The organism is Microvirga subterranea (assembly GCF_003350535.1).
In the GTDB taxonomy this organism is placed as follows: Bacteria; Pseudomonadota; Alphaproteobacteria; order Rhizobiales; family Beijerinckiaceae; genus Microvirga; species Microvirga subterranea.
The window spans coordinates 66934-89289 of the sequence record NZ_QQBB01000002.1 but is presented as its reverse complement, the minus strand read 5'-3'; the positions used below and the strand labels follow the sequence as shown (position 1 = coordinate 89289).

Here is a 22356-nt window from a genome sequence, read left to right as displayed (position 1 = left end):
TCTCCGTCAGATCACGCCCCGCAGCAGCACCACCGACGCCACACCGACCGCCACCGTCGCGAGGAGCGGCAGGCGGAACGCCGCGATGGCCGTGATCGCGGCCGCGATGGCCTCGGCCCAGCCGGTGGTGAGCGCCGTCGGGGCGATGACGGCAACGAGCACCGCCGGCGGGATGGCGTCGAACGCCGCCTTGGCGCGGCCCGTGAGCACGAGCCGGTCGGCCACGAACAGGCCAGCGATCCGGGTGATGTAGGTCACCGCCGCCATGGCGAGGATCGCCAAGAGGGTCGTCGTGTCCACGCTCATGCCCTTGCCTCCTTCGGGGCCGCCAAGTAGGCGGCCGCGATGCCGGCGATCGCACCGCAGGCCACATGCCAGGGGGCGCCGATGAAATGGTGGACGAGGGCCGCCACGGCCGCGCTGGTGCCGACCGTGACCAGGGTCACGCGGCTGCGGCCGAAGCCCGCGATGAGGCCGATGAACAGGGCCGTGAAGGCGAAATCCGCCCCGAGCCGCGCCGGATCGCCCAGGAAGGAGCCGAGGACAGCCCCGAGGGTCGTCGAGACCACCCAGTTGGCGAACAGCATGCCCGCCATGGCGGCCCAGTAGGCGCCCGTCACCGGACGGTCGAGGGCGCGCCGCTCGGCCAGCGCCCAGGATTCGTCGGTCAGGAAGAAATAGGCCAGGAGCTCCTGCGTCCGCGACAGCTTCATCTTGGGCGAGAGGGAGGCCCCCATCAGCACGTGGCGGACGTTGATGAGGAAGGTCGCGAAGGCGAGCGTCAGGATGGGAGCCGGGTGGATCCAGGTCTCGATGGCGGCGAACTGCGCCCCGCCCGCGAAGACGAGGGTCGACATCAGCGTGACCTCCGCCGTCGTCATGCCTTTGCCGGCCGCGACCGCGCCGAAGAGGAGGCCGATGGGGATCGCCGCGATGGCGGCCGGCGCGATGTCGCGCAGGCCCGCCCGCGCCTCGCGGCCCAACTCGGTTCGATAGGGATTGATTTGGTCCATGGTCATGTCCGTTTGCGGCCTTATGCCGAAACGGCGGCGCGGCGTCTTGGATGAAAGTGCTTTCTCGGGAGAGCGCATCGTTTGGTACGGAAAACCGGATCCACTTTTTGCGAACGATGCGCTACGCGGCCCGGAAGATGCCGGGGGTGACGCCCATGCGGGCCTTGAAGACCCGGTTGAGGTGGCTCTGGTCGAAGAACCCGCAGGCCGCCGCCACGTCCCCCGGCGACTCCCCCTGCCCGAGGAGGCGGCCCGCGGCGCGGAAGCGCCGGTCGAGCAGATAGGCGTGGGGCGTCAGGCCTGTTTCCTTGCGGAAGGCGCGGATGAAGTGGCTGCGGGACAGGCCGGCGATGCGGGCGAGTTCCGCCAGCTCCGCCTCCTGGCCGAGATGAGTATCGAGGTAGTCGCGGACCCGGGCGATCCCCTTCGAGCAGCCCCGCACCCGCGGCAGACCGTCGAGATCGGCCCAGCGGGCGATGAGACGGGCAAGATAGTCGACGAGCCGCGTGTCCTGCTCCATCTCGGAGGCCCAGCTGTCGTCCCGGCACAGGCAGACATGAAGCTCGGCATGGGCCAGGGCGAGCTCCGGATCGTGCATCACCGAGTGCCGGAACCAGGGCGGCCGGGAGAGCGGCCGTCCGGCCACGTCCTCGGCGATCTCCTGCATCAGCTCGGGCGAGGGATAGAACGTCCGATACTCGAAGCCGCCGCCATAGGGCTCGCCGTCGTGGATCTCGTCGGGGCACACGACCGCGACCGCGCCGGGACCGGCATAATGCTGCTCGCCCCGGTGGAAGAACGTCTCGCAGCCCGAGAGAATAGCCGCCACCGCATAGGTCTCGTGGGTGTGCCGGGCATAGGCGTGGCGGCGGAAGGTGGCGCGCAGGCAGTCGAGGCCGTGGTGCCGCGGCACCCGCCAGAAATGGGTCACGTCGCCCGCATCCCGCTGGTCGGGATCGAGGGACAGCTCAGGGCTCACCAGGCTCATGGCCGCCATCATGGCACATCAGGGACGAGCCGTCTTGCACAGGAGTCTCACCCGCGGCCCACGAGGGCGAACCAGCCGTCCTCGTCCATGACCTGCACGTCGAACTCCTTGGCCTTGGCGAGCTTGGAGCCCGCGCCCGGTCCGGCCACGACGATGTCGGTCTTCTTCGACACGGATCCGGCCACCTTGGCGCCGAGCCGCTCGGCCATGGCCTTGGCCTCCTCACGGGTCATCTGCTCCAGCGAGCCGGTGAAGACCACGGTCTTGCCGGCGACCGGCGAATGGGCGGCCGCCACCGTCTCGACCGGCACCGTCGTCACCTGGGCGAGGAGCGCGTCGAGCATCTCCTCGTTGTGCTCCTCCTTGAAGAACTCGATGATCGCCTCCGCCACCACCGGCCCGATGCCCCCGATGGAGGTGAGCTCCGCATGGGCCTCCGACCCCGGATCGGCCGCAGCCTTCGCGGTCTCGCGCAGGGAATCGAAGGTGCCGAAATGGCGCGCGAGCAGGCGCGCCGAGGTTTCGCCCACATGCGGGATGCCGAGCGCAAAGATGAAGCGGTTCAGCGCGATGCTGCGGCGCGCCTCGATGGCGTCGAACAGGTTCCTGGCGCTGGTCGCGCCCCACCCTTCCCGGTTCTCCAGTCGCTTGAGGCTGCGCTCGTTGCGGGCTTGGAGCGTGAAGATGTCCTGCGGGCGCTGGACCAGTCCCTCCGCGTAGAACTCCTCGATGCGCTGCTCGCCCATTCCCTCGATGTCGAAGGCGTTGCGCGATACGAAATGCTTGAGGCGCTCGCGCGCCTGCGCCGGGCAGATCAGGCCGCCGGTGCAGCGGCGCACCGCATCCTCCTTGCCGGTGCGCGGGTTGACCTCGCGCACCGCATGGCTGCCGCAGGCGGGACAGGTGGTCGGAAACTCGTAGGGCTTGGCATCCGCCGGGCGCTTTTCCAGCACCACGTCGAGCACCTTCGGGATCACGTCGCCGGCGCGCTGCACCACCACCGTGTCGCCGATGCGGATGTCGACGCCGCCCCGGATCTTCTCGCCGTTGCCGCCGATGCCGCGGATGTAGTCCTCGTTATGAAGCGTCGCGTTCGACACCACGACGCCGCCCACGGTCACGGGCTTGAGCTTCGCGATCGGGTTGAGCGAGCCGGTGCGGCCCACATTGATCTCGATGTCCTCCAGCACCGTCACGGCGCGCTGGGCCGGGAACTTGTGCGCCAGCGCCCAGCGCGGCGAACGCGACACGAAGCCGAGTCGCTGCTGGAGGTTCAGGTCGTCGACCTTGTAGACGACGCCGTCGATGTCGTAGCCGAGATTGGCCCGGTCGGTCTCGATGGCGTGGTAGTGCTCCAGCATCTCGGCGACGCTCGACACGCGGCGCGTGAGCTTGTTCACCGTGAAGCCGAAGCCGCGCAGGACCTCCATCATGCCGAACTGCGTGTCGGCCGGCATCTCGCTGACCTCGCCCCAGGCATAGGCGAAGAAGCACAAGGGGCGCGACGCGGTGATGGCCGGATCGAGCTGGCGCAGGCTGCCCGCCGCGGCGTTGCGCGGATTGGCGAAGAGCGGCTTGCCGGCCGCCTCCTGGCGCGCGTTGATGGCGGCGAAATCCGCGTGCGAGAGATAGACCTCGCCGCGCACCTCGAACACCTCCGGCACGTGCGAACCTTTGAGCTTCTGCGGGATGTCGCCGACCGTGCGGGCATTGGCCGTCACGTCCTCGCCCACCGCGCCGTCGCCGCGGGTCGCGGCGGTGACGAGCCGGCCCTTCTCGTAGCGCAGGCTCAGGGAGAGCCCGTCGATCTTGGGCTCCGCCGTGAAGACGAGCGGCGTCTCGCCCTTGAGCTGCAGGAAGCGGCGGATGCGCTCGACGAACTCCTCCACGTCCTCGTCCGCGAAGCCGTTGGCGAGCGAGAGCATCGGCACCCGGTGGCGGACCTTCGAGAACTTCTCTGACGCCCGCGAGCCCACCTTCTGGGTCCGGCTCTCGGCCGTCTTCAGTTCCGGAAAGCGCTCCTCGAGCGCCTCGTAGCGCAGGCGCAGGGCATCGTATTCCGCGTCCGTGACGGTCGGCGCGTCCTCCTCGTAGTAGCGCCTGTCGTGCTCGGCGATTTCCGCACCAAGCGCCTCGTGCTCGGCACGGGCTTCCTGGGCGCTCAGCTGGTCGACGGACGTTTCGTGAGGGGCTTTTTTCGCGGACATGATCGAATCGGGTTTGAGGTCGCTTGAACCATAGCGCCCGGACCGGGACTCTCCAGGGGTGGCGGACGATCGGTTCACGGTATTCTGCGCGGTCGGCATGAAAGAGCCGGTTAATCTCCGGGCACGCGGGCTCGGCTTCGCGCCATGTGGCGCGAAGGGTTTTGGGCTGGTCCTGGCTTGTCTCGTGAGAGAGGGAAGCGCGGGACGACTGCTGCCTTCCGCGATCCGCAGCGGAGCGCGCAAAGGTATTCGGGGGCGGGGCCGCCCGGAGACGGGAGGCGCAAGCCGTCCCGCGCGCGGTGCGTGTGAAGGAGCCCGGCCTCGCGCTCCGGCCGATGTGGCGGGACTCCACAGCTGTCCCCATCGGCCTTACGGCGCCTGTCGCGCAGCCCCGGAGAGGTGTCAGGCCTCCGGTGCGGGCGAGGCTGAGGAGAGGATGAAGACGGCCCTGCCCGATCAGGCCCGCCTACCTCGTCTCCCGCTCAGGTTTCCCGATGCCGGCGGGGTGCGAGGCCGCCGGCGATCCGAACCGCATCCGCTCTCCTTCGACCGACGCCTCGGGCGCGTCCCTCGCGAGAGCGAACGGCAACGATATAGCCAAGCTTGGGCCGACTGTCAAGAACAAAGAGGGAACACGTCTTCTCTGCCGTCATTCCGGGACGGCCGCAGGCCGGGCCCGGAACCCATAACCACCAGCGTTTCAAGGTGAAGCGAGAAGCGTCCCACCGCGTTCTGCACCGTCATCGGCTCTGGGTTCCGGGCTCCGCTGCGCGGCCCCGGAATGACGACAGTTTGCGTCCAGACTGACGCCGACCACCTTATCCCCTGGAGGGACGGTCGATGCAGTCGTCGCCCTGGATGTCGTGGAAGCTGATGCGGATCCGGCCGATGTGGCGGGTCGGGTCGGCCGGGGCACCGAGGCCGATGACCGGGTTCATCTCGCCCACGACGCATTCGGTCTCGCTGTGCGGCCTGAGCCGGACCTGGCGGTGCCTGACCCGCGCCTCGAATTCATGGATGAGCAGCAGGGTCTCGTCGTCCACGTCGACGTCGAGGCGGCAATAGCGCCGGCCCTCGGCGTTGGCGGCGATGCTGGCTCCGTCCAGCAGGTGCCGAAGCTCCGGGGGCCACTCGACGATGGGAGCTTGTGTCAGCGGCACGATCCACCTCCTGATCCGCAGACCATTCCTTCGAAGAAAGGCTACGGATTCAAGCGAGGACCAGGCTCGGCGGTTCCATCGGAGCCCCGCCCGAAGCAGGCCTGTCCCAATCGGCACGAACTTCGTCGCAAAGTGTCAAGCGCCGCGGGGTTCGGGCACCTAGGCTCACGATGTCCAGACATGCAGGAGGCTTGAGATGCTCAAACGGACGATTGGCGCGATGACGGCCCTGTTCATCCTCGGCGCCCCGGTGGCTTACGCCCAGGGGACCTCCGGCGCCGCCCAGCACGAACCGCCGATGCTGAACCGCACGGAGTTCAAGATCCTGACCGATGCCCGGGTGGGCGCCGTCAAGATCGCGCTGCAGCTCACGCCGGAGCAGGAGAAGCTCTGGCCGCCCGTCGAGGAGGCGATCCGCGCCAGAGCGGAGTGGCGCTACGACCGCCTCGCCAAGTTCGAGCAGGCGATGAGCCAGCAGCCCGGCCCGTTCGATCCCTCGAAATTCTATCAGGACCGCGCCGAGGTCATGTCGGAGCGGGCCGCCAACCTGAAGAAGCTCGCGACCGCCTGGCAGCCGCTCTTCCAGACCCTGACGCCCGACCAGAAGACGCGCCTGGAGCTCCTCACCGTGCGGGCGGCCGAGCGGATCAGGGACATGGCCGAGGCCCGGCGGATGGAGACGGACGACGAGGACGAGTTCGCGTTCTGATGCGGGGCTGCGGGGCCGCCCGCAGCCTTACCTCAATGCGCGGCGGCTTCCAGGAGCCTTGCGGCCGCCGCGCGGGCTTCCTCGGTGATGGTGGCGCCCGCGAGCATGCGGGCGATCTCCTCGCGCCGCGGCGTGGCCTCCAGCGGGATCACCCGCGTGGCGACCCGGTCGGAGCCCTTCACGCCCTCCTTGGCGATGAGGAAGTGGCTCTCGGCCCGCGCCGCCACCTGCGGGGCGTGCGTGACGGCCATGACCTGGACCCGCTGCGCCAGGCGCGCGAGGCGCTGGCCGATGGCGTCCGCCACCGCGCCGCCGACGCCGGTGTCGATCTCGTCGAAGACCAGGGTCGGGGCGGAGCCCTTGTCGGCCAGCACCACCTTGAGGGCCAGCATGAAGCGGGAGAGCTCGCCGCCCGACGCCACCTTCATCAGCGGCCCGGCGCGGGTGCCCGGATTGGTCTGGGCCCAGAACTCGACCCGCTCGAACCCGCCGGGATCGCGGCTGGTCTCGTCGGTCTGGATGTCGGTGATGAAGCGGGCGCGCTCCAGCTTCAGGGGCGGCAGCTCCGCCTGGACGGCGGCATCGAGGGCCTGGGCGGCCTTCTTCCGACCCGCCGAGAGGGCCTTGGCGGCAGCGAGGTAGGCCTTGTCGGCCTCCTTCAGGGACGCCTCGAGCGCGGAGAGCTTCTCCTCGCCGGCGTCGATCGCCGCCACGTCCTCGATGAAGCGCTGGCGCAGGGCCGCGAGCTCGTCGGCCGGCACGTCGTATTTGCGGGCAGCGGCGCGGAGCGCGAAGAGGCGCTCCTCGGTCTGCTCCAGCTCGCGCGGGTCGTATTCCGTGGCCCGGATCGCCTCCTCCAGGGCCGCGCGGGCCTCGTCGATGGCGACGAGAGCCGCGTCCAGCGCCTTCACGCTGGGCTCCACGAGAGCCGGCGCCTGGGCGCCCCGGCGCTCGAGCTTGCGCACGGCGGCGGAGAGCTCCGGCACGGGGGAGGAATTGCCCGCCACCGCCTCGAAGGCCTCGTTGAGGTCCTGGGCAACCTTTTCGGACTGCATCATGACGATGCGGCGCTCGGCCAGGGACTCCTCCTCGCCGGGCTTCGGCGCGAGCTTGTCCAGCTCCTCTACCGCGTGGCGCAGGAAGTCGGATTCCTGGCGGGCCTTGTCGATCCGCTTGCGATGCTCGTGCAGCTCGTGGCGCGCGTCCTTGACCCGGCGGGCGGCCTCGCCCACGGCCTGGACCTCACCACCGAGGCCCCCGAAGGCATCGAGAATCGCCCGGTGGGTGACCGGGTCGACGAGGGCGCGGTCGTCGTGCTGGCCGTGGATCTCGACCAGGGCCGCGCCGATGCTTTTCAGCACCTGGACGCTCACCGGCTGGTCGTTGACGAAGGCGCGCGTGCGCCCGTCCGCCACCTGCACGCGGCGGAGGATCAGGTCGCCATCGGTGTCGATATCGGCCTCAGCCGCAACTTTTCGGGCGGGATGATCCAGGGGACAGTCGAAGACGGCCGTCACCTGGCCTTGCGTTTCCCCGTGCCTGACGAGGCTTCCATCGCCTCGCCCGCCCAGAGCCAATGCAAAAGCATCGAGAAGGATCGACTTGCCGGCTCCGGTCTCGCCGGTGAGGACGCTGAGGCCCTCACGGAAATGAAGCTCGAGCTTGTCGATGAGGACGATGTCGCGAATCGCCAGCTGGATCAGCATGGATGATGAGGCTTACCCCGTGCGCTGACCGACCTGCGGGACACCACGGAACGCCTTGCTGATCCACGAGCCGGAATCCTCGCGCGGCTCGACGCCGCCCTTGGCCAGCAGGTTGTAGGCGTCCTTGTACCAAGGACTGTCAGGGAAGTTGTGACCGAGGACCGCCGCGGCCGTCTGCGCCTCGCTGACGACGCCCATGGCCATGTAGGCCTCGGTGAGACGCTCGAGCGCCTCCTCGACGTGGCGGGTCGTCTGGTAGCGCGAAACGACGTTCCGGAAGCGGTTGATGGCGCCGGCATAGTTGCGCTTCTGGAGGTAGAAGCGGCCGACCTCGAGCTCCTTGCCGGCGAGCTGGTCGCTCGCGACCTGGATCTTCTTCTTCGCGTCCGACACGTATTCCGAACGGGGATAGCGCTCCACCAGCTCCTGGAGGGCCAGGATGGCGCGCTCGGACTTCTCCTGGTCGCGGGTGATGTCCGGAATTTGATCGTAGTAGGACGAGGCGAGCAGGTACTGCGCATAGGCGGCGTCCGAGGTGTTCGGATGCTGCTGCAGGTAGCGCTTCGAGGCCGTGATGGCCTCCTCGTAGAGGCCGCCCTCGTAGTTGGCGTAGGCCTCCATGATCATGCCTTTGCGCGACCACTCGGAATACGGATACTGCTTGTCGAGCGCGCTGAACTTCTTGGCGGCGCCCTCGAAATCCCGCTTCTGGATGCGGGCGAGACCGTCGTTGTAGAGCTCCTCCGCCGGAGCCGCGGCCACGATTTCGGGCTTGTAGGTTTCGCTCTTATCGAACGGATTGATCGACGAAAGGGTGTCGCAGCCCGCGAGGACGAACCCGCACGCGCCGATGAGGAGCGCGCGACCCGCCACGCCCGTCAAACCCGAATAAACCTTCGCGAAAGGCATGCTTCGCGGTCCTCCGAAAAATCGTGCCCGATGTTTTTAGACGATGCACCGCAGGTTCTTTAACCTATACGCGAGCAAAGAGCCAACCCCCATCCGACAGGCTTTACCCAACGGATGCGGAGGGACTCGCGATCGGTCGATGCGGCCAAAGGGCGCCCGGCCCGGGTGCATGGGCCGCCGTGCGGCGTATCAGTGCACTTCCGGCGCGAAGGCCGGCATGGCGATGCCGTTGCCGAGCTCGGCATAGCCCGTCTCTCGACGCGGCCCGGCCTCGACGATGGTGTAGTTCGACCGGCTCGAGAACAGGGCCTCGAGAACCGAGAAGTTCAGGCGGTGGCCACCGCAATAGGACCGGTAGGTGCCGAGCAGCGGAAGGCCGGCCAGCGAAAGGTCGCCCACCGCGTCGAGAATCTTGTGGCGCACGAACTCGTCGGCGTAGCGCAGGCCTTCCGGGTTCATGATCCCGTCCTCGCCGATGGCGACGGTGTTCTCGAGCGAGGCGCCGAGAGCGAAGCCGGCGCTCCAGAGCTTCTCCACGTCGCGCATGAAGCCGAAGGTGCGGGCGCGGGAGATGTCGCGGCGGAAGACCGACGGCGACAGGTCGATCGCCTTGCGCTGGCGGCCGATCACCGGGGTCGGGAAGTCGATCTCGACGTCGAGGCGGAAGGCGCGCTCATTCGGGACGAGCTCGGCGAAGCCGCGGCCCTGCGTGACGCGGACGGGCTTGAGCACCTTGAGGTAGCGGCGGCCGGCGCTCTGCATCACGATGCCGACCTGGTCGATCGCGTCGATGAAGGGAGCCGAGCTGCCGTCGAGGATCGGAACCTCGGGGCCGTCGATCTCGACGAGGACGTTGTCCACGCCGAGACCGGCCAGGGCCGCCATCAGGTGCTCGATCGTCGCCACCGCGCCGCTCTCCCGGTCGCCGATGACCGTGCAGAGCTCGGTGGCGGTCACCGCCAGATGACGGGCGTCGATCAGGCGGTCGTGTCCCCCGGGAAGTCCCGTCCGAAGAAAAGCAACCCCGTGGTTCGCCTCAGCCGGATGAAGGATCATCTTCACCTCGTCCCCCGAATGAACCCCGATTCCGAGGAGGGTGACGGCTGCGCGAAGCGTGGTTTGCTGATTTTGTTTCATTATCTTCGGACCTCGTACGCCACAGCCTCGGGCAGAGGGCACTGCCTGAAGATGATTGACGTCCGCTGTTGTTTTTTAAGGATTCAGCAGGTCCCCTTGAAAACCTGCCTTCTTAACTGACGGCAACATAGTCCTGTCCGAAGGCGAGGCCAAATCACGCTTTCTTACGGTCTGTAACAATCTGGGCCATTGGCAAGCCCTTGAAATCAAAAAGGTTTATAAAAAGTTAATCCCCCGGCCGCGGGGCGGCCGGGGGCTTTTGTGACAACCCGTTACGCTAGGTTAATTAGCCTGACGGCGCAGGAAGGCGGGAATCTCCAGCTGGTCGTCCTCCGCGGTCCGCTGCGGCGTCACGCGGCCCTGCGGGTCGAGCTGCCCCTGAGTCGGGCGGTAGCCCTGGGGAGCGGCCTGACGCTTGGCGTATTCCGCGTGCACCGGCGACATCTGCTGCCGGGGCGCCTCGGGCTGAGCCGGACGCTGGGCGACCGGCTCGGCCGGAGCCTCGTCGCGGCGGCCGAAGCCGACCGTGGCGAGGCGCTGGATCAGCGACATGCGCTTGGCCTCGGGAGCCGGCTCCTCGCCGCGGCTGGCGCGGATCTGGTTCTGGACCGGCATCGGCAACTCGTCGATTCGCGGCATCCGGGCGGGGCGCATGGCCCGCTCCGCCTGCGGCGGAATGAACGAGGACTGAGCGGCGGGCTCCTCATGGTAGGCGGGCTGGGCCGCGACCGGAGCCTCGTAAACCGGCTTCGGCTGGGCCGGGGTGAGCACAACGTCCTCGCGGACGACGGGCTGCGGGGCCGGCTCGACCGGAGCGTAGGCCGGAGCCTGGGCGACCGGGGCCGGGGCGATTTCGGCAGCCTTCACGGGTTCCGCCGGAGCGGTGGCGCGAAAGGTCGGCGTGGTCTGGGTCTGGGTCACCCGGGCGCGCGCCTCGGCCCGCAGACGCTCGGCCACTTCCGAGATCCGCTGCTCGGTCGAGGCGATGTCAGTGGCGTTTCCCGCCGCGATCTGGTCGATGCCGGTCGCCACGACGGAGACGCGGATGATGCCTTCCAGGCTCTCGTCGAAGGTCGCGCCGAGGATGATGTTGGCGTCCTGATCGACTTCCTCGCGGATGCGGGTCGCCGCCTCGTCCAGTTCGTAGAGGGTCAGGTCGTTGCCGCCCGTGATCGAGATCAGCAGGCCGCGGGCGCCCTTCATCGACACCTCGTCGAGGAGCGGGTTGGCGATGGCGGCTTCGGCGGCGCGGATCGCGCGCTTCTCGCCGGAGGCCTCGCCCGTGCCCATCATGGCCTTGCCCATGCCGCGCATGACGGAGCGCACGTCGGCGAAGTCGAGGTTGATGAGACCTTCCTTCACCATCAGGTCGGTGATGCAGGCGACGCCCGAATAGAGCACCTGGTCGGCCATCGCGAAGGCGTCCGCGAAGGTGGTCTTCTCGGTGGCGACGCGGAAGAGGTTCTGGTTCGGGATGACGATGAGCGTATCGACCGACTGCTGCAGCTCGGTGATGCCGGCCTCCGCGAGGCGCATGCGCCGGATGCCCTCGAACTGGAACGGCTTGGTGACCACGCCGACCGTCAGGATGCCGAGCTCGCGGGCCGCGCGGGCCACGACCGGAGCCGCGCCTGTGCCGGTGCCGCCGCCCATGCCGGCGGTGATGAAGCACATGTGGGAGCCGGCGAGCTGATCGCGGATCTCGTCGATCACCTCCTCGGCCGCCGCACGGCCCACTTCGGGCTGGGAACCGGCGCCGAGGCCCTCGGTCACCTGCACGCCCATCTGGATCACCCGCTGGGCGCGGGACGAGGCCAGGGCCTGCGCGTCGGTGTTCGACACCACGAACTCGACGCCCTCCAGTCCGGACTCGATCATGTTGTTCACAGCGTTGCCGCCAGCGCCGCCCACGCCGAAGACGGTGATGTGCGGCTTGAGTTCCCGGATGTCCGGAGCATGCAGATTGATTGCCATGACCTGTTGCCTCTTTGGCCTTGTTTCGCGAGCGCTTGGCGGACGCTTGTACTTGGTTGAACTTGGGTACTCTGAAGCGATGACCGCCGCGCCATCGCCTTACGCAATTAGAAACTCTCGCGAATCCAACGGCCCACACGGGAGATGTAGCCGTCGGTTCCCGTACTCTGGAACATGCCGCTCGAACGCGGCTCGAAGTACTCGATATGCGCCACCTGCGGGTAGACCAGCAGGCCGACCACAGCGGAGAAGGCCGGGCCCTTCGCGGCTTCGGGAAGGCCCTTGATGCCGAGCGGACGCCCGACCCGGACCTGCCCCTGCAGGATGCGCCGCGCCGTTTCCGGCAGGCCGACGAGCTGGCTCGCGCCGCCCGTCAGCACCACGCGCCGCCCGGCCTGGGCCGCGAAGCCCGCGCCTTTCAATCGGTCGCGCACGAGTTCGAGAACCTCCTCGACGCGCGGCTTGATGATGCGCACGAGGTGGGATTTCGGGAGGTGGTTGGGGACGTCACGCTCGTCCTCGTCCACCTGCGGCACCGCGATCATGTCGCGGTCGTCCGCGCTCGACGCGATCGCCGAGCCGTAAAGGGTCTTGAGCCGCTCCGCCGCGGACACCCGCGTGGTGAGGCCGCGGGCGATGTCCATGGTGACGTGATGGCCGCCGACCGCGATCGCATCGGAGTGCACCAGGTGCCCGTTCGAGAAGATGCCGACGCTCGTCGTGCCGCCGCCCATGTCGACGACCGCGCAGCCCATCTCCGCCTCGTCGTCGACGAGGGCCGACAGGCCCGCCGCATAAGGAGTGGCGATGACCGCCTCGACGCCGAGGTGGCAGCGCTCGACCGCCAGCATCAGGTTGCGCGCGGCGGCCGCCTCCGAGGTGACCACGTGGAGATCGACGCCGAGACGCTCGCCGATCATGCCGGTCGGGTCGACGATGTGATTCTGCGCATCGAGCGAGTAGCCGGTCGGCAGCGCGTGGAGAACGGTGCGTCCGCGCCGCATGTCGTAGTTGCTCGCGATGTCGAGCACGCGATGGACGTCGCCCTGCCCGACCGCGCCGCGCACCGGCACATGCGCCTCGAAATGCTCGGAGCTGAGGCGCCCGCCGGTGAGGTTCACGATCACCGACTGGATCTCGACCTTCGCCATCCGCTCGGCCGCGTGGACCGCCTGGCGGATCGCCGATTCCGCCGCTTCCAGATCGACGATCACGCCGCCCTTGAGGCCGACGGAGCGCTGATGGCCGATGCCGAGAATGCGCGCGAGATGCGTGCGCCCCCGCAGCGACTCGATCTCGTCGACCGGCTTCAGCTCCGCGACGATGCAGACCACCTTGCTGGTGCCGATGTCGAGAACCGACAGGATGGCGCCCTTGCGCGCGGACAGCGGCTTCAGGCGTGGCGTCAAACCATGACCTGAGACACTCATGTATCAACCCCCTTGCCGCGCATTGGCTTCTTCTTGAGCGATTCGGCCCTCGCCGACGCCGCTTCTTCCGTGAGACGAACGACGATCCGGTCGGGCATGCGCAGGTCGATCGCCAGCACATCCTTCTCCAGGATCTTCTGTTCCCGTTCGAGCTTGACGAGCCGGGCCACCGCATCGGCGGCCCCGAGCTCCGGCAGGCGCACGTCCATGCCGTTGTCCATCTTGAGATTCCAGCGTCGCCCGGAGACGAGCATCCCGGCGCGGATCCGGTCCTTCAGGGGACCGGCGGCCTGCAGCAGCGCCATATAGTCCTTGTTGCGCAGGTTCGCGCCCTCGCCCACCACGAGCGGGAGATTCACGAGGCTCTCGTCCTGCATCAGGTCGATCACCGTGCCGTCGGAGGCGACCACGAAGAGCTCGCCCTTGTTCTGCCAGATCGCATGCGGCTCACGCTCGGTGAGCGTGATCACGAGCTCGTTCGGGTAGAGCTTGCGCACTGCCGCCGTCTTGATCATCGGCACGCGCTCGAGACGCTCGCGCACCTCGTTCACGTCGATGAAGGCGAGCGAGAGCTTGTCGTGAAGGCCGCCGGCCGCCAGCACCTCGTTCTCGCGGACCTGCGTGATGCCGGAGATCGTCACCTGGTCGAGGCCGAGGCCCACCGCCCGCGCAAGGGCGTGATGGGGCTCGCCATGGGTGCGGACGAAATCGTCGAGATGCCCTCCCTGCAGGAGGCCCGTGAAGATCACGGCGCCGAAGAACCCGAGGGCGAGGCCCGTTCCGAGAAAACGCGGCAGGCGACGCTCCAGCGGAACGACGGCGGAGCGGCGGCGCACGCCGCGCGAGGAACGGAAAGGTTTGAGAAAGGTGAAACGGGAAGAGCTGGGCCTCCGGGGCTCGAAGGCAGCAGCACGCGCAACCGCAGCGTCGGCCCGGTAGGCCGTCATCGGTTGCAGGTAGCGTCCTCCACCATCCATTGCACAAGCTCGCCAAACGTAAAGCCCGCGTGGGCTGCCAGTTCTGGCACCAAGCTTGTCTCGGTCATGCCGGGTTGCGTGTTGACCTCGAGAACGACGAGCTCCCCGGTTCCTCCGGGCGTGTCGTCGTACCTTAAGTCGGCGCGGCTGATTCCCCGACAGCCGAGCGCTTGATGCGCCGTTAACGCCAACTCTTGGACCTTTTGGTAAATATTCGGTTTAATTTCTGCCGGCAGGACGTGAATGGACCCACCCTTGGCGTACTTTGCGTCGTAATCGTAGAAGACCCCGGTGGCGGGGCGGATGTCGATGACGCCGAGCGCCCGATCGCCCATGACCGCGCAGGTCAGCTCACGGCCCGCAACATATGATTCGACAAGGACTTTTTCACCGAAGGCCCAGTCGTCCCGAAGCAGCTCCTGGGGCGGGTGGGATCGGTCCTCGCGCACGATGATGACGCCGACCGAGGAGCCCTCGTTGACGGGCTTGATGACGTAGGGAGCCGGCAGAACGTGGCTCTTGGCCGCGTCCGAACGGTTAACGACTATGCCCTTCGGCACCGGCACCCCGGCCGCCGCCATGACGACCTTGGCCCTGTCCTTCTGCATGGCGAGCGCCGAGGCCAGCACGCCCGAATGGGTGTAGGGAATCCTCAGGATTTCCAGGAGGCCCTGGATGGTCCCGTCCTCGCCCACGCGGCCGTGGAGGGCGTTGAACACCACGTCCGGGTTCACGGCCTGGAGCACGGTGGCGATGTCCGGCTGCACGTCGATGGGAGTGACCTTATAGCCCTGCTCTTCCAGGGCCTTGCAGCAGGCCTTGCCGGAGGCCAGGCTCACCTCGCGCTCCGCGGACCAGCCGCCCAAAAGAATGGCAACGTGCTTGGCGGCCATGATGTGCTCCCTCAACGCCCCGCCGGCCGGGCCGGACCGGGGTCGGACATATGATTCGGGTTAGAGCATCGTGCGGAAAAGTGGCTCCGGTTTTCCGCAAGAACGATGCTCTCATTCAGAGAGAAGCATCGGATTTGTCCCAAAAGTGCAATTCCACTTTTGGGTCCGATGCTTTAACCTAGAGACAGGCCGACGCGCTTGATTTCCCATTCGAGCTCGACGCCCGAATGCTCCCGCACCCGGCGGCGGACCTCTTCCCCCAGCCCCTCGATGTCGGCCGCAGAGGCCGATCCGTGGTTGATCAGGAAGTTGCAGTGCATCTCCGACACCTGGGCGTCGCCAACCCGCAGGCCCCGGCAGCCCGCCGCGTCCACCAGCTCCCAGGCCTTCCGGCCCGTCGGGTTCTTGAAGGTGGAGCCGCCCGTGCGGGTGTTGACCGGCTGGGTCGAGGAGCGCGCCTCCGTGATGGTGTTCATCTCGGCCAGGATCTCGTCCGGGTTGCCGGGACGGCCCTCGAACAGGGCCTGGGTGAAGATCACGTCCTCGGGTACGCCCGCATGACGGTAGGTGAAGCCCATCTGGGCGTTCGTGTACGAGACCTTCTCGCCCGCGCGGGTGACGCCCCGCGCCTCCACGAGCACGTCCTTGGTCTCGCCCCCGTAGGCGCCGCCGTTCATGCGCAGCGCGCCGCCGATGGTGCCGGGAATGCCGCGCAGGAACGAGAGGCCGGCGATCCCCGCCTCGGCGGCGGTGCGGGCCACCTTCACGTCGGCGGCGCCCGCGCCGGCCCGGATCCGGTTGCCCGGCTCGACCGCGATGTCGGTAAAGCCCTTGGCGAGGCGAATCACCACGCCCTGGAAGCCGCCGTCGCGTACGAGGAGGTTCGAGCCGAGCCCGACCACGAGGACCGGGATGCTCCGGTCCAGGCGCGCCAGGAAATAGGCGAGATCATCCTCGTCGGTGGGGGCGAACAGCACCTGCGCCGGCCCGCCGGTGCGGAACCAGGACAGGGGCGCCATCGGGGCATTGGCGTCGAGCCTGCCCCGCAGCTCGGGCATCCGCGCCTTCAGGTCGGCGGTGAGATCGGCGAACATCAGGCCGCCTTCTCGCCCAGGGCCTCGAGCTCGCCCGGCAGCGCATAGGCCCACTGGGTGATGTTGCCGGCCCCGAGGCAGATCACGTAGTCGCCCGGCCTCGCGATGCCCTTGATCAGCCCTGCCAGATCCTCGGACTTCTCCAGCGCCATCGCGTTGCGGTGGCCGCGGGCCTTCAGGCCCGCCACGAGGCTGTCGCGATCGGCGCCTTCGATCGGCTGCTCGCCCGCCGCGTAGACCGGCGCCACGATCACCGCATCGGCGTCGTTGAAGCAGGTGCAGAACTGGTCGAACAGGGACGACAGGCGGCTGTAGCGGTGCGGCTGCACCACGGCGATGACCTGGCCTTCCGTGGAGGCGCGGGCGGCTTTCAGCACCGCGGCGATCTCGATGGGATGGTGGCCGTAATCGTCGAACACCGTGACGCCGTTCCACTCGCCCGTGCGGGTGAAGCGGCGCTTCACGCCGCCGAAACCGCTGAGCGCCTTGCGGATCGCGTCCGGCGAGACACCGAGCTCGTGGGCGACCGCGATGGCCGCGGTGGCGTTGAGGGCGTTGTGCGCGCCCGGCATCGGCAGGACGAGGTCCTCGAGCTCCAGGCGGAAGCCGGGGCGACGGTCGCGGATCATGACGCGGAACTTGGTCTGCCCGCCACGCGGATCGACATCCATGATGCGCACGTCGGCCTGCGGGTTCTCGCCGTAGGTGATGATGCGCCGGTCCTCGATGCGGCCCACGAGGTCCTGCACGGTCGGGTGGTCGATGCACATCACCGCGAAGCCGTAGAACGGGATGGAGTCGATGAAGGAGCGGAACGCGTCCTTGATGGCGTCGTAGGTGCCGAAATGGTCGAGGTGCTCGGCGTCGATGTTGGTGACGATCGCCACGTCCGCCGGGAGCTTCAGGAAGGTGCCGTCGGACTCGTCCGCCTCCACCACCATCCACTGGCCGTCGCCCATGCGGGCATTGGTGCCGTAGGCGTTGATGATGCCGCCGTTGATGACCGTCGGGTCGAGCCCGCCCGCATCAAGAAGCGTCGCCACCAGCGACGTGGTGGTGGTCTTGCCGTGGGTGCCGGCGACCGCCACGCAGGACTTGAACCGCATCAGCTCCGCCAGCATCTCGGCGCGGCGCACGACCGGCAGGCGCTTCTCGCGCGCGGTCGTCAGCTCCGGGTTGTCGCGCTTGATGGCGGTGGAGACGACCACAATCTCGGCGCCCTCCACGTTCTCGGCCCTGTGGCCGATGAAGGTCTTGATCCCCTTCTCGTTGAGGCGCCTGACGTTGTAGTTGTCGGCCGCATCGGAGCCCTGCACCGTGTAACCGAGGTTGTGCATGACCTCGGCGATGCCCGACATGCCGATGCCGCCGATTCCGATGAAGTGAATGGGACCAAGCTTCGGCGGGAGTTTCATGATTTTTGTCCGTTCTTGTGGGAGGCGAGTGCGAGAACCGCGCGGGCGAGGCGCTCGGCGGCATCCGTGATGCTGGCGCTATGTGCAGCGGCAGCGGCTCGGGTCAAGCGGTCGGGCTCCGTCAGGAAGGCGCGAAGGTCCGCCGCAAGGCGCTCAGGGGTAAAGTCCGGTTGCGGCAGAACCACGGCAGCCCCGAGATCGCCCAAGGTCTTGGCATTGGCGGCCTGGTCCTGGTCGATGGCGCCCGGCAGCGGCACCAGGATCGACGGGCGGCCGATCACCGCGAGTTCCGCTACGGTCGAGGCGCCGGAACGGGCGATCACCAGATGGGCCCGGGCGATGCGCTGCGGCAGGTCCTTGAAGAAGGGCTGGGCCTCGAAATCGACCCCGAGGCGCTCGTAATGGGCCGTGACCCGCTCCAGGTCCTCCCTTCGGGCCTGCTGGCAGATGTCGAGCCGGGCGCGGATCTCCGGCTCCAGGAGCTCGACCGCCGGAGGCACCACGTCGCTCATCACCCGGGCGCCCTGGCTGCCGCCGGTGACGAGGAGGCGGAACTTCGTGTCGGCGGTCAGCGCCTCGTAGGGCTGGCGGGAGGCCTCCAGCACAGCCGGGCGGATCGGGTTGCCGGTCTGCTCGACCTTGGCCTGAATGCCGGCCGGGATGCCCTTCACCTGCTCGAAGCCAGTGGCGATGAGCGAGGCGCGGCGGGCGAGCAGCCGGTTGGCCCGGCCCATGACCCCGTTCGCCTCGTGGATGACCGTGGGGATGCTCAAGAAGGACGCCGCCAGCACGGGCGGCACGGTCGGGTAGCCGCCGAAGCCGACCACGACCGCGGGCTTCAGGCGGCGGATCGCCGGGATGGCCTTGAGCGTTCCTTGCGCCAGCACGAGGGCGGCCTTCGCCATCTGGACCGGCGAGCGCCCGGATGGGGTCGCGGAGGGAATCTCGATGATCTCGTCGGCCGGGAACGAGCCCGCATAGGCGTTGGCGCGCTTGTCGGTGGCGAGCGCCACCCGCGCGCCGGAGGCCTTGAGGGCGTTGGCCAAGGCCTCGGCCGGGAAGAGATGGCCGCCGGTGCCGCCCGCCGTCAGGAGGATCAGGGGGGCGTTCATCCGCGCGGCCGCTCCGGCGTGAAGTGGTCCATCATCTCGGCGCGGGGGCGCTTGCGCGTGAGCGCCACCAGGAAGCCCATGCCGAGCGCGAGCGAGAGCAGCGACGAACCGCCATAGGAGATGAAGGGCAGCGTCATGCCCTTGGCGGGCATCAGGTGCACGTTCACCATCATGTTGATCGAGGCCTGGAGGCCGAACATGAGCACGAGGCCCGTCGCCGCGAGGCGGCAGAAGGTGTCCTCGTTGCGCCGGGCGAGCGCGAGCCCGCGCAGCACGATGAACGCGAACAGGATGAGGAGACCGAGGCACACGACGATGCCGAACTCCTCGGCCGTGACCGCGAAGATGAAGTCCGTATGGGCGTCGGGCAGGATGCGCTTCACCGAGCCCTCGCCCGGGCCGCGCCCGAGCCAGCCGCCGCGGGAAAAGGATTCCATGGCCGTGTCGACCTGGAACGTGTCGCCGGAATCCTTGTCGAGGAAGCGCTCGATACGGGCGCGCACGTGCGGCAGGAACTCATAGGCCGCCGCGATGCCGACGAGGCCGAAGCCGCCGAGCCCCATGACCCAGAACCAGTGCAGGCCCGCCACGAAGAACAGGCCGCACCACACGATGGTGATGAGCATAGTCTGGCCGAAATCGGGCTGAAGGATGAGCGGCACGATGGTGGCGGGCAGGATGAGCAGCGCCAGCAGGGTGCCGGGCACGTCCCTGCGCCGGGAGCCCTCGGAGAAGGCCCAGGCGGCGAGCACCACGAAGGCGGGCTTCACGAACTCGGATGGCTGGATGCCGAGCGGGCCGATCATGATCCAGCGATGCGCGCCCTTGATCTCCGGCCCGAACTGGAAGGCCAGCAGGATGAGCACCATGCCGACCACATAGACGAAGAGCGCGAGCCGTCGCACGTGCCGGAGCGACAGGAACGACACGGGCAGCAGGATCAGCAGCGCCGGGACGAGGAAGAGCACCTGCCGGTTCACGAAATGGAACGTCGAGAGCCCGAGGCGCTCCGCGACCGGCGGGCCGCCCGCCATCAGGAAGACGAGGCCTGCCAGGATCAGGATGGCGAGCGCGGCGAGCAGCAGCCGATCGACGGTCCACCACCAATCGCTGAAGGCCGAACGTTCCGCGCGTGACACCATGGATCTTAAGCTCCCATCGTGGGGTTGATGCCGGGCAAGGCTCTGACGAGGTCGCGGAAGTGGTTTCCGCGCACCTCGAAATTCGGGTACTGGTCGTAAGAGGCGCAGGCCGGCGACAGCAGCACCACCGACTCGTCGTCGCGCGCAGCCGCATCTTGCGCGGCCTGCTCGACCGCTTTGTCCAACGTGCCACAGAATTCGTAAGGAACCGTATCGCCCAGCGTCCTCGCGAATTCGTCCGATGCCGCGCCGATCAGGTAGGCCTTGCGGATCTTCGCGAAGTACGGCCGCAGGCTCTCGATGCCGCCCTCCTTCGCCTTGCCGCCGAGGATCCAGAGGATGCCGTCGAAGGATTTCAGGGCCTTCTCGGTGGAATCGGCGTTGGTGGCCTTGGAGTCGTTGATGAACAGCGTCTCGCCGCGCTGGGCCACCTCCTCCATGCGGTGAGGCAGGCCAGGGAAGCTCTTGAGTGCGCGCTGGATGGTCGGGACGTCGACGCTCAGGAGCAGCGCGACCGCGACGGCCGCTGCCGCATTCTGCGCGTTGTGATCGCCGCGCAGGGAGCCGATGCCCTCGAGGCTCGCCACCTCGACGGGATGGCCCTCCGCGTTGGAGACGATCGTCTGGCCGTCCGCGAAGACGCTGCCGGGCTCGCGGTCCGCCAGTCCGACGCGAACCGCATCGGCGCCCGAGGCGCTGCGCCGGGCGATGATCGCGCGGCTCGCTTCGTCGTCGGCTCCGACGACCGCCTTCTCGGCCTTCGCGACCAGACGCTCCTTGATGGCGGCGTAGTTCTCCATCGTCCCATGCCGGTCGAGATGGTCCGGCGAGACGTTGAGCATCACGCCGATGCTCGGCGCAAGCGATGGCGCCAGGTCGATCTGGAACGAGGAGCACTCGATCACGTGCACGCGCTCGTCCGACGGCGGCTCCAGCGACAGGATCGCGGTGCCGATATTGCCGCCCATCTGCACGTCGTATCCGGCCTCGCGCAGAATATGGCTGATCAGCGCCGTCGTGGTCGACTTGCCGTTCGTGCCGGTGATGGCCACGAAGGGCGCATCCGGCGCGACCTTCGCCCGCTCGCGGCAGAACAGCTCGATGTCGCCGATGATCTCGATGCCGGCCTGCCTCGCGAGCTTTGCCGACCAGTGCGGCTCGGGATGCGTCAGCGGCACGCCGGGCGACAGGATGAGAGCTTCAAAACGCGACCAGTCGGCATCGCGCAGGTCCGCCGTCTCGATGCCCTTGGCCGACGCGTCAGCCATCTTGGCCGGGTTGTCGTCGCAAGCCACAACATGGCAGCCGCCCTCCTTCAGGGCGAGCGCCGTCACCAGCCCGGACCCGCCGAGGCCGAAGAGAGCGACCGTTTTGCCGGAGAAGCTGGTGACGGGCGTCATGGGATCACCGCAGTTTGAGGGTCGCGAGGCCGACCAGCGCCAGCACCACGGACACGATCCAGAACCGGATCACCACCTGCGGCTCGGTCCAGCCGAGCTGCTCGAAATGGTGATGGATCGGCGCCATCTTGAAGACGCGCTTGCCCGTGAGCTTGAACGACGCGACCTGGATGATCACGGAGAAGATCTCCAGCACGAAGAGGCCGCCCACGAGGGCGAGCACGATTTCATGCTTGGTGGCGACCGCGATGGTGCCGAGCAGCCCGCCCAGCGCCAGGGAGCCGGTGTCGCCCATGAAGATCTGCGCCGGCGGCGCGTTGAACCATAGGAAGCCCAACCCTGCGCCGATCAGCGCGCCGCAGACGACGGCGAGCTCGCCGGTGCCGGGCACGAAGTGGATCTGCAGGTAGTTGGCGAAGACCGCGTTGCCGGCGAGATAGGCGATGAACCCGAAGGTGCCGGCCGCGATCATCACCGGCACGATGGCAAGGCCGTCGAGGCCGTCCGTGATGTTCACCGCATTGCCGGCGCCGACGATTACGAAGCCGCCGAAGATGATGTAGAACCAGCCGAGATTGAGGATGAGGTCCTTGGAGAACGGCAGCGCGAGCTTGTTGGCGAGGCCGGGAGTCGCCATGTAGGAAATCGCGATGCAGGCAATGCCGGCGATCACCGCCTCGATGGCGAGGCGCGAGCGGCCCGAGAAGCCCTTGTGCGACTGCTTCGTGACCTTCAGATAATCGTCGTAGAAGCCGATGGCCCCGAAGCCGACGGTGACGAAGAGCACCACCCACACATAGTGGTTCTCGAGATTGGCCCAGAGCAGGGTCGAGACCAGCACGCCCGCCATGATCATCAGTCCGCCCATGGTGGGCGTCCCGCGCTTCGTCAGCAGGTGGGATTGCGGCCCGTCCTCGCGGATCGGCTGGCCCTTGCCCTGGCGCACGCGCAGGAGCGAGATGATCGCAGGGCCGAACAGGAACACGAACAGGAGCCCGGTCGCGGTCGCCCCGCCGGTCCGGAAGGTAATATAGCGGAAAATATTGAGGGGACTGAAATAGGGGCTGAGCTCAGCCAACCAGGTCAACAT

19 protein-coding genes are annotated in these 22356 nt (G+C 68.0%); 1 reads left to right on the top strand and 18 read right to left on the bottom strand.

What is annotated here, in order from left to right; genetic code table 11:
- Positions 1-6 precede the first annotated feature (6 nt).
- The 5 genes from DES45_RS05120 to DES45_RS05100 form a co-directional block, all read right to left on the bottom strand.
- Positions 7-306 (bottom strand): AzlD family protein, encoded by a 300-nt coding sequence (locus DES45_RS05120; RefSeq protein ID WP_114768927.1) that lies wholly within the window; start codon positions 304-306, stop codon positions 7-9.
- A complete protein-coding gene (locus tag DES45_RS05115; RefSeq protein ID WP_245429759.1) occupies positions 303-1019 on the bottom strand; it encodes an AzlC family ABC transporter permease in 717 nt (238 codons plus the stop codon). The genes DES45_RS05120 and DES45_RS05115 overlap by 4 nt, the downstream gene beginning before the upstream one ends.
- Positions 1020-1134: 115 nt before the next feature.
- On the bottom strand, positions 1135-2001 hold the full coding sequence (locus tag DES45_RS05110; RefSeq protein WP_170151397.1) for a helix-turn-helix transcriptional regulator: 867 nt from the start codon (positions 1999-2001) through the stop codon (positions 1135-1137).
- Positions 2002-2048: 47 nt separating this feature from the next.
- A complete protein-coding gene (gene ligA, locus DES45_RS05105; RefSeq protein WP_173950576.1) occupies positions 2049-4208 on the bottom strand; it encodes an NAD-dependent DNA ligase LigA in 2160 nt (719 codons plus the stop codon).
- A gap of 818 nt (positions 4209-5026) precedes the next feature.
- Positions 5027-5368: a hypothetical protein gene (locus DES45_RS05100; RefSeq protein ID WP_114768924.1), complete on the bottom strand. Its 342-nt coding sequence runs from the start codon at positions 5366-5368 to the stop codon at positions 5027-5029.
- 196 nt (positions 5369-5564) lie between these two features.
- Here DES45_RS05100 and DES45_RS05095 point away from each other — a divergent pair, with 196 nt between their 5' ends.
- Positions 5565-6077: a Spy/CpxP family protein refolding chaperone gene (locus DES45_RS05095; RefSeq protein WP_114768923.1), complete on the top strand. Its 513-nt coding sequence runs from the start codon at positions 5565-5567 to the stop codon at positions 6075-6077.
- A gap of 32 nt (positions 6078-6109) precedes the next feature.
- On the opposite strand, the gene recN is transcribed toward DES45_RS05095, so the two are convergent.
- The 13 genes from recN to mraY form a co-directional block, all read right to left on the bottom strand.
- Positions 6110-7783: a DNA repair protein RecN gene (gene recN / locus DES45_RS05090; protein ID WP_114768922.1), complete on the bottom strand. Its 1674-nt coding sequence runs from the start codon at positions 7781-7783 to the stop codon at positions 6110-6112.
- Positions 7784-7795: 12 nt separating this feature from the next.
- On the bottom strand, positions 7796-8692 hold the full coding sequence (locus DES45_RS05085) for an outer membrane protein assembly factor BamD (protein WP_114768921.1): 897 nt from the start codon (positions 8690-8692) through the stop codon (positions 7796-7798).
- A 189-nt stretch (positions 8693-8881) separates the two neighbouring features.
- Positions 8882-9829 (bottom strand): UDP-3-O-acyl-N-acetylglucosamine deacetylase, encoded by a 948-nt coding sequence (lpxC, locus tag DES45_RS05080; protein ID WP_114768920.1) that lies wholly within the window; start codon positions 9827-9829, stop codon positions 8882-8884.
- Positions 9830-10111: 282 nt separating this feature from the next.
- Positions 10112-11803, bottom strand: a complete 1692-nt coding sequence (gene ftsZ, locus DES45_RS05075) for a cell division protein FtsZ (RefSeq protein ID WP_114768919.1) — start codon at positions 11801-11803, stop codon at positions 10112-10114.
- Between the two features lie 107 nt (positions 11804-11910).
- A complete protein-coding gene (gene ftsA, locus DES45_RS05070) occupies positions 11911-13233 on the bottom strand; it encodes a cell division protein FtsA (protein ID WP_114768918.1) in 1323 nt (440 codons plus the stop codon).
- Positions 13230-14069: a cell division protein FtsQ/DivIB gene (locus DES45_RS05065; protein ID WP_425374262.1), complete on the bottom strand. Its 840-nt coding sequence runs from the start codon at positions 14067-14069 to the stop codon at positions 13230-13232. The genes ftsA and DES45_RS05065 overlap by 4 nt, the downstream gene beginning before the upstream one ends.
- 107 nt (positions 14070-14176) lie before the next feature.
- Positions 14177-15103: a D-alanine--D-alanine ligase gene (locus DES45_RS05060; RefSeq protein ID WP_114768916.1), complete on the bottom strand. Its 927-nt coding sequence runs from the start codon at positions 15101-15103 to the stop codon at positions 14177-14179.
- 173 nt (positions 15104-15276) lie between these two features.
- A complete protein-coding gene (gene murB, locus DES45_RS05055; protein WP_173950577.1) occupies positions 15277-16197 on the bottom strand; it encodes a UDP-N-acetylmuramate dehydrogenase in 921 nt (306 codons plus the stop codon).
- The gene (murC, locus tag DES45_RS05050; RefSeq protein WP_114768915.1) at positions 16197-17612 is read right to left on the bottom strand and encodes a UDP-N-acetylmuramate--L-alanine ligase; all 1416 of its coding nucleotides are present in this window, start codon (positions 17610-17612) and stop codon (positions 16197-16199) included. Before murC ends, murB begins: the two co-directional genes overlap by 1 nt.
- The gene (gene murG / locus DES45_RS05045; protein WP_114768914.1) at positions 17609-18724 is read right to left on the bottom strand and encodes an undecaprenyldiphospho-muramoylpentapeptide beta-N-acetylglucosaminyltransferase; all 1116 of its coding nucleotides are present in this window, start codon (positions 18722-18724) and stop codon (positions 17609-17611) included. Before murG ends, murC begins: the two co-directional genes overlap by 4 nt.
- Positions 18721-19866: an FtsW/RodA/SpoVE family cell cycle protein gene (locus DES45_RS05040; RefSeq protein ID WP_114768913.1), complete on the bottom strand. Its 1146-nt coding sequence runs from the start codon at positions 19864-19866 to the stop codon at positions 18721-18723. The genes murG and DES45_RS05040 overlap by 4 nt, the downstream gene beginning before the upstream one ends.
- 5 nt (positions 19867-19871) lie before the next feature.
- Complete coding sequence (gene murD, locus DES45_RS05035; RefSeq protein WP_114768912.1) at positions 19872-21266, bottom strand: UDP-N-acetylmuramoyl-L-alanine--D-glutamate ligase; 1395 nt, start codon at positions 21264-21266, stop codon at positions 19872-19874.
- A 4-nt stretch (positions 21267-21270) separates the two neighbouring features.
- Positions 21271-22356, bottom strand: coding sequence for a phospho-N-acetylmuramoyl-pentapeptide-transferase (mraY, locus tag DES45_RS05030; RefSeq protein ID WP_114768911.1), 1086 nt, complete (start codon positions 22354-22356; stop codon positions 21271-21273).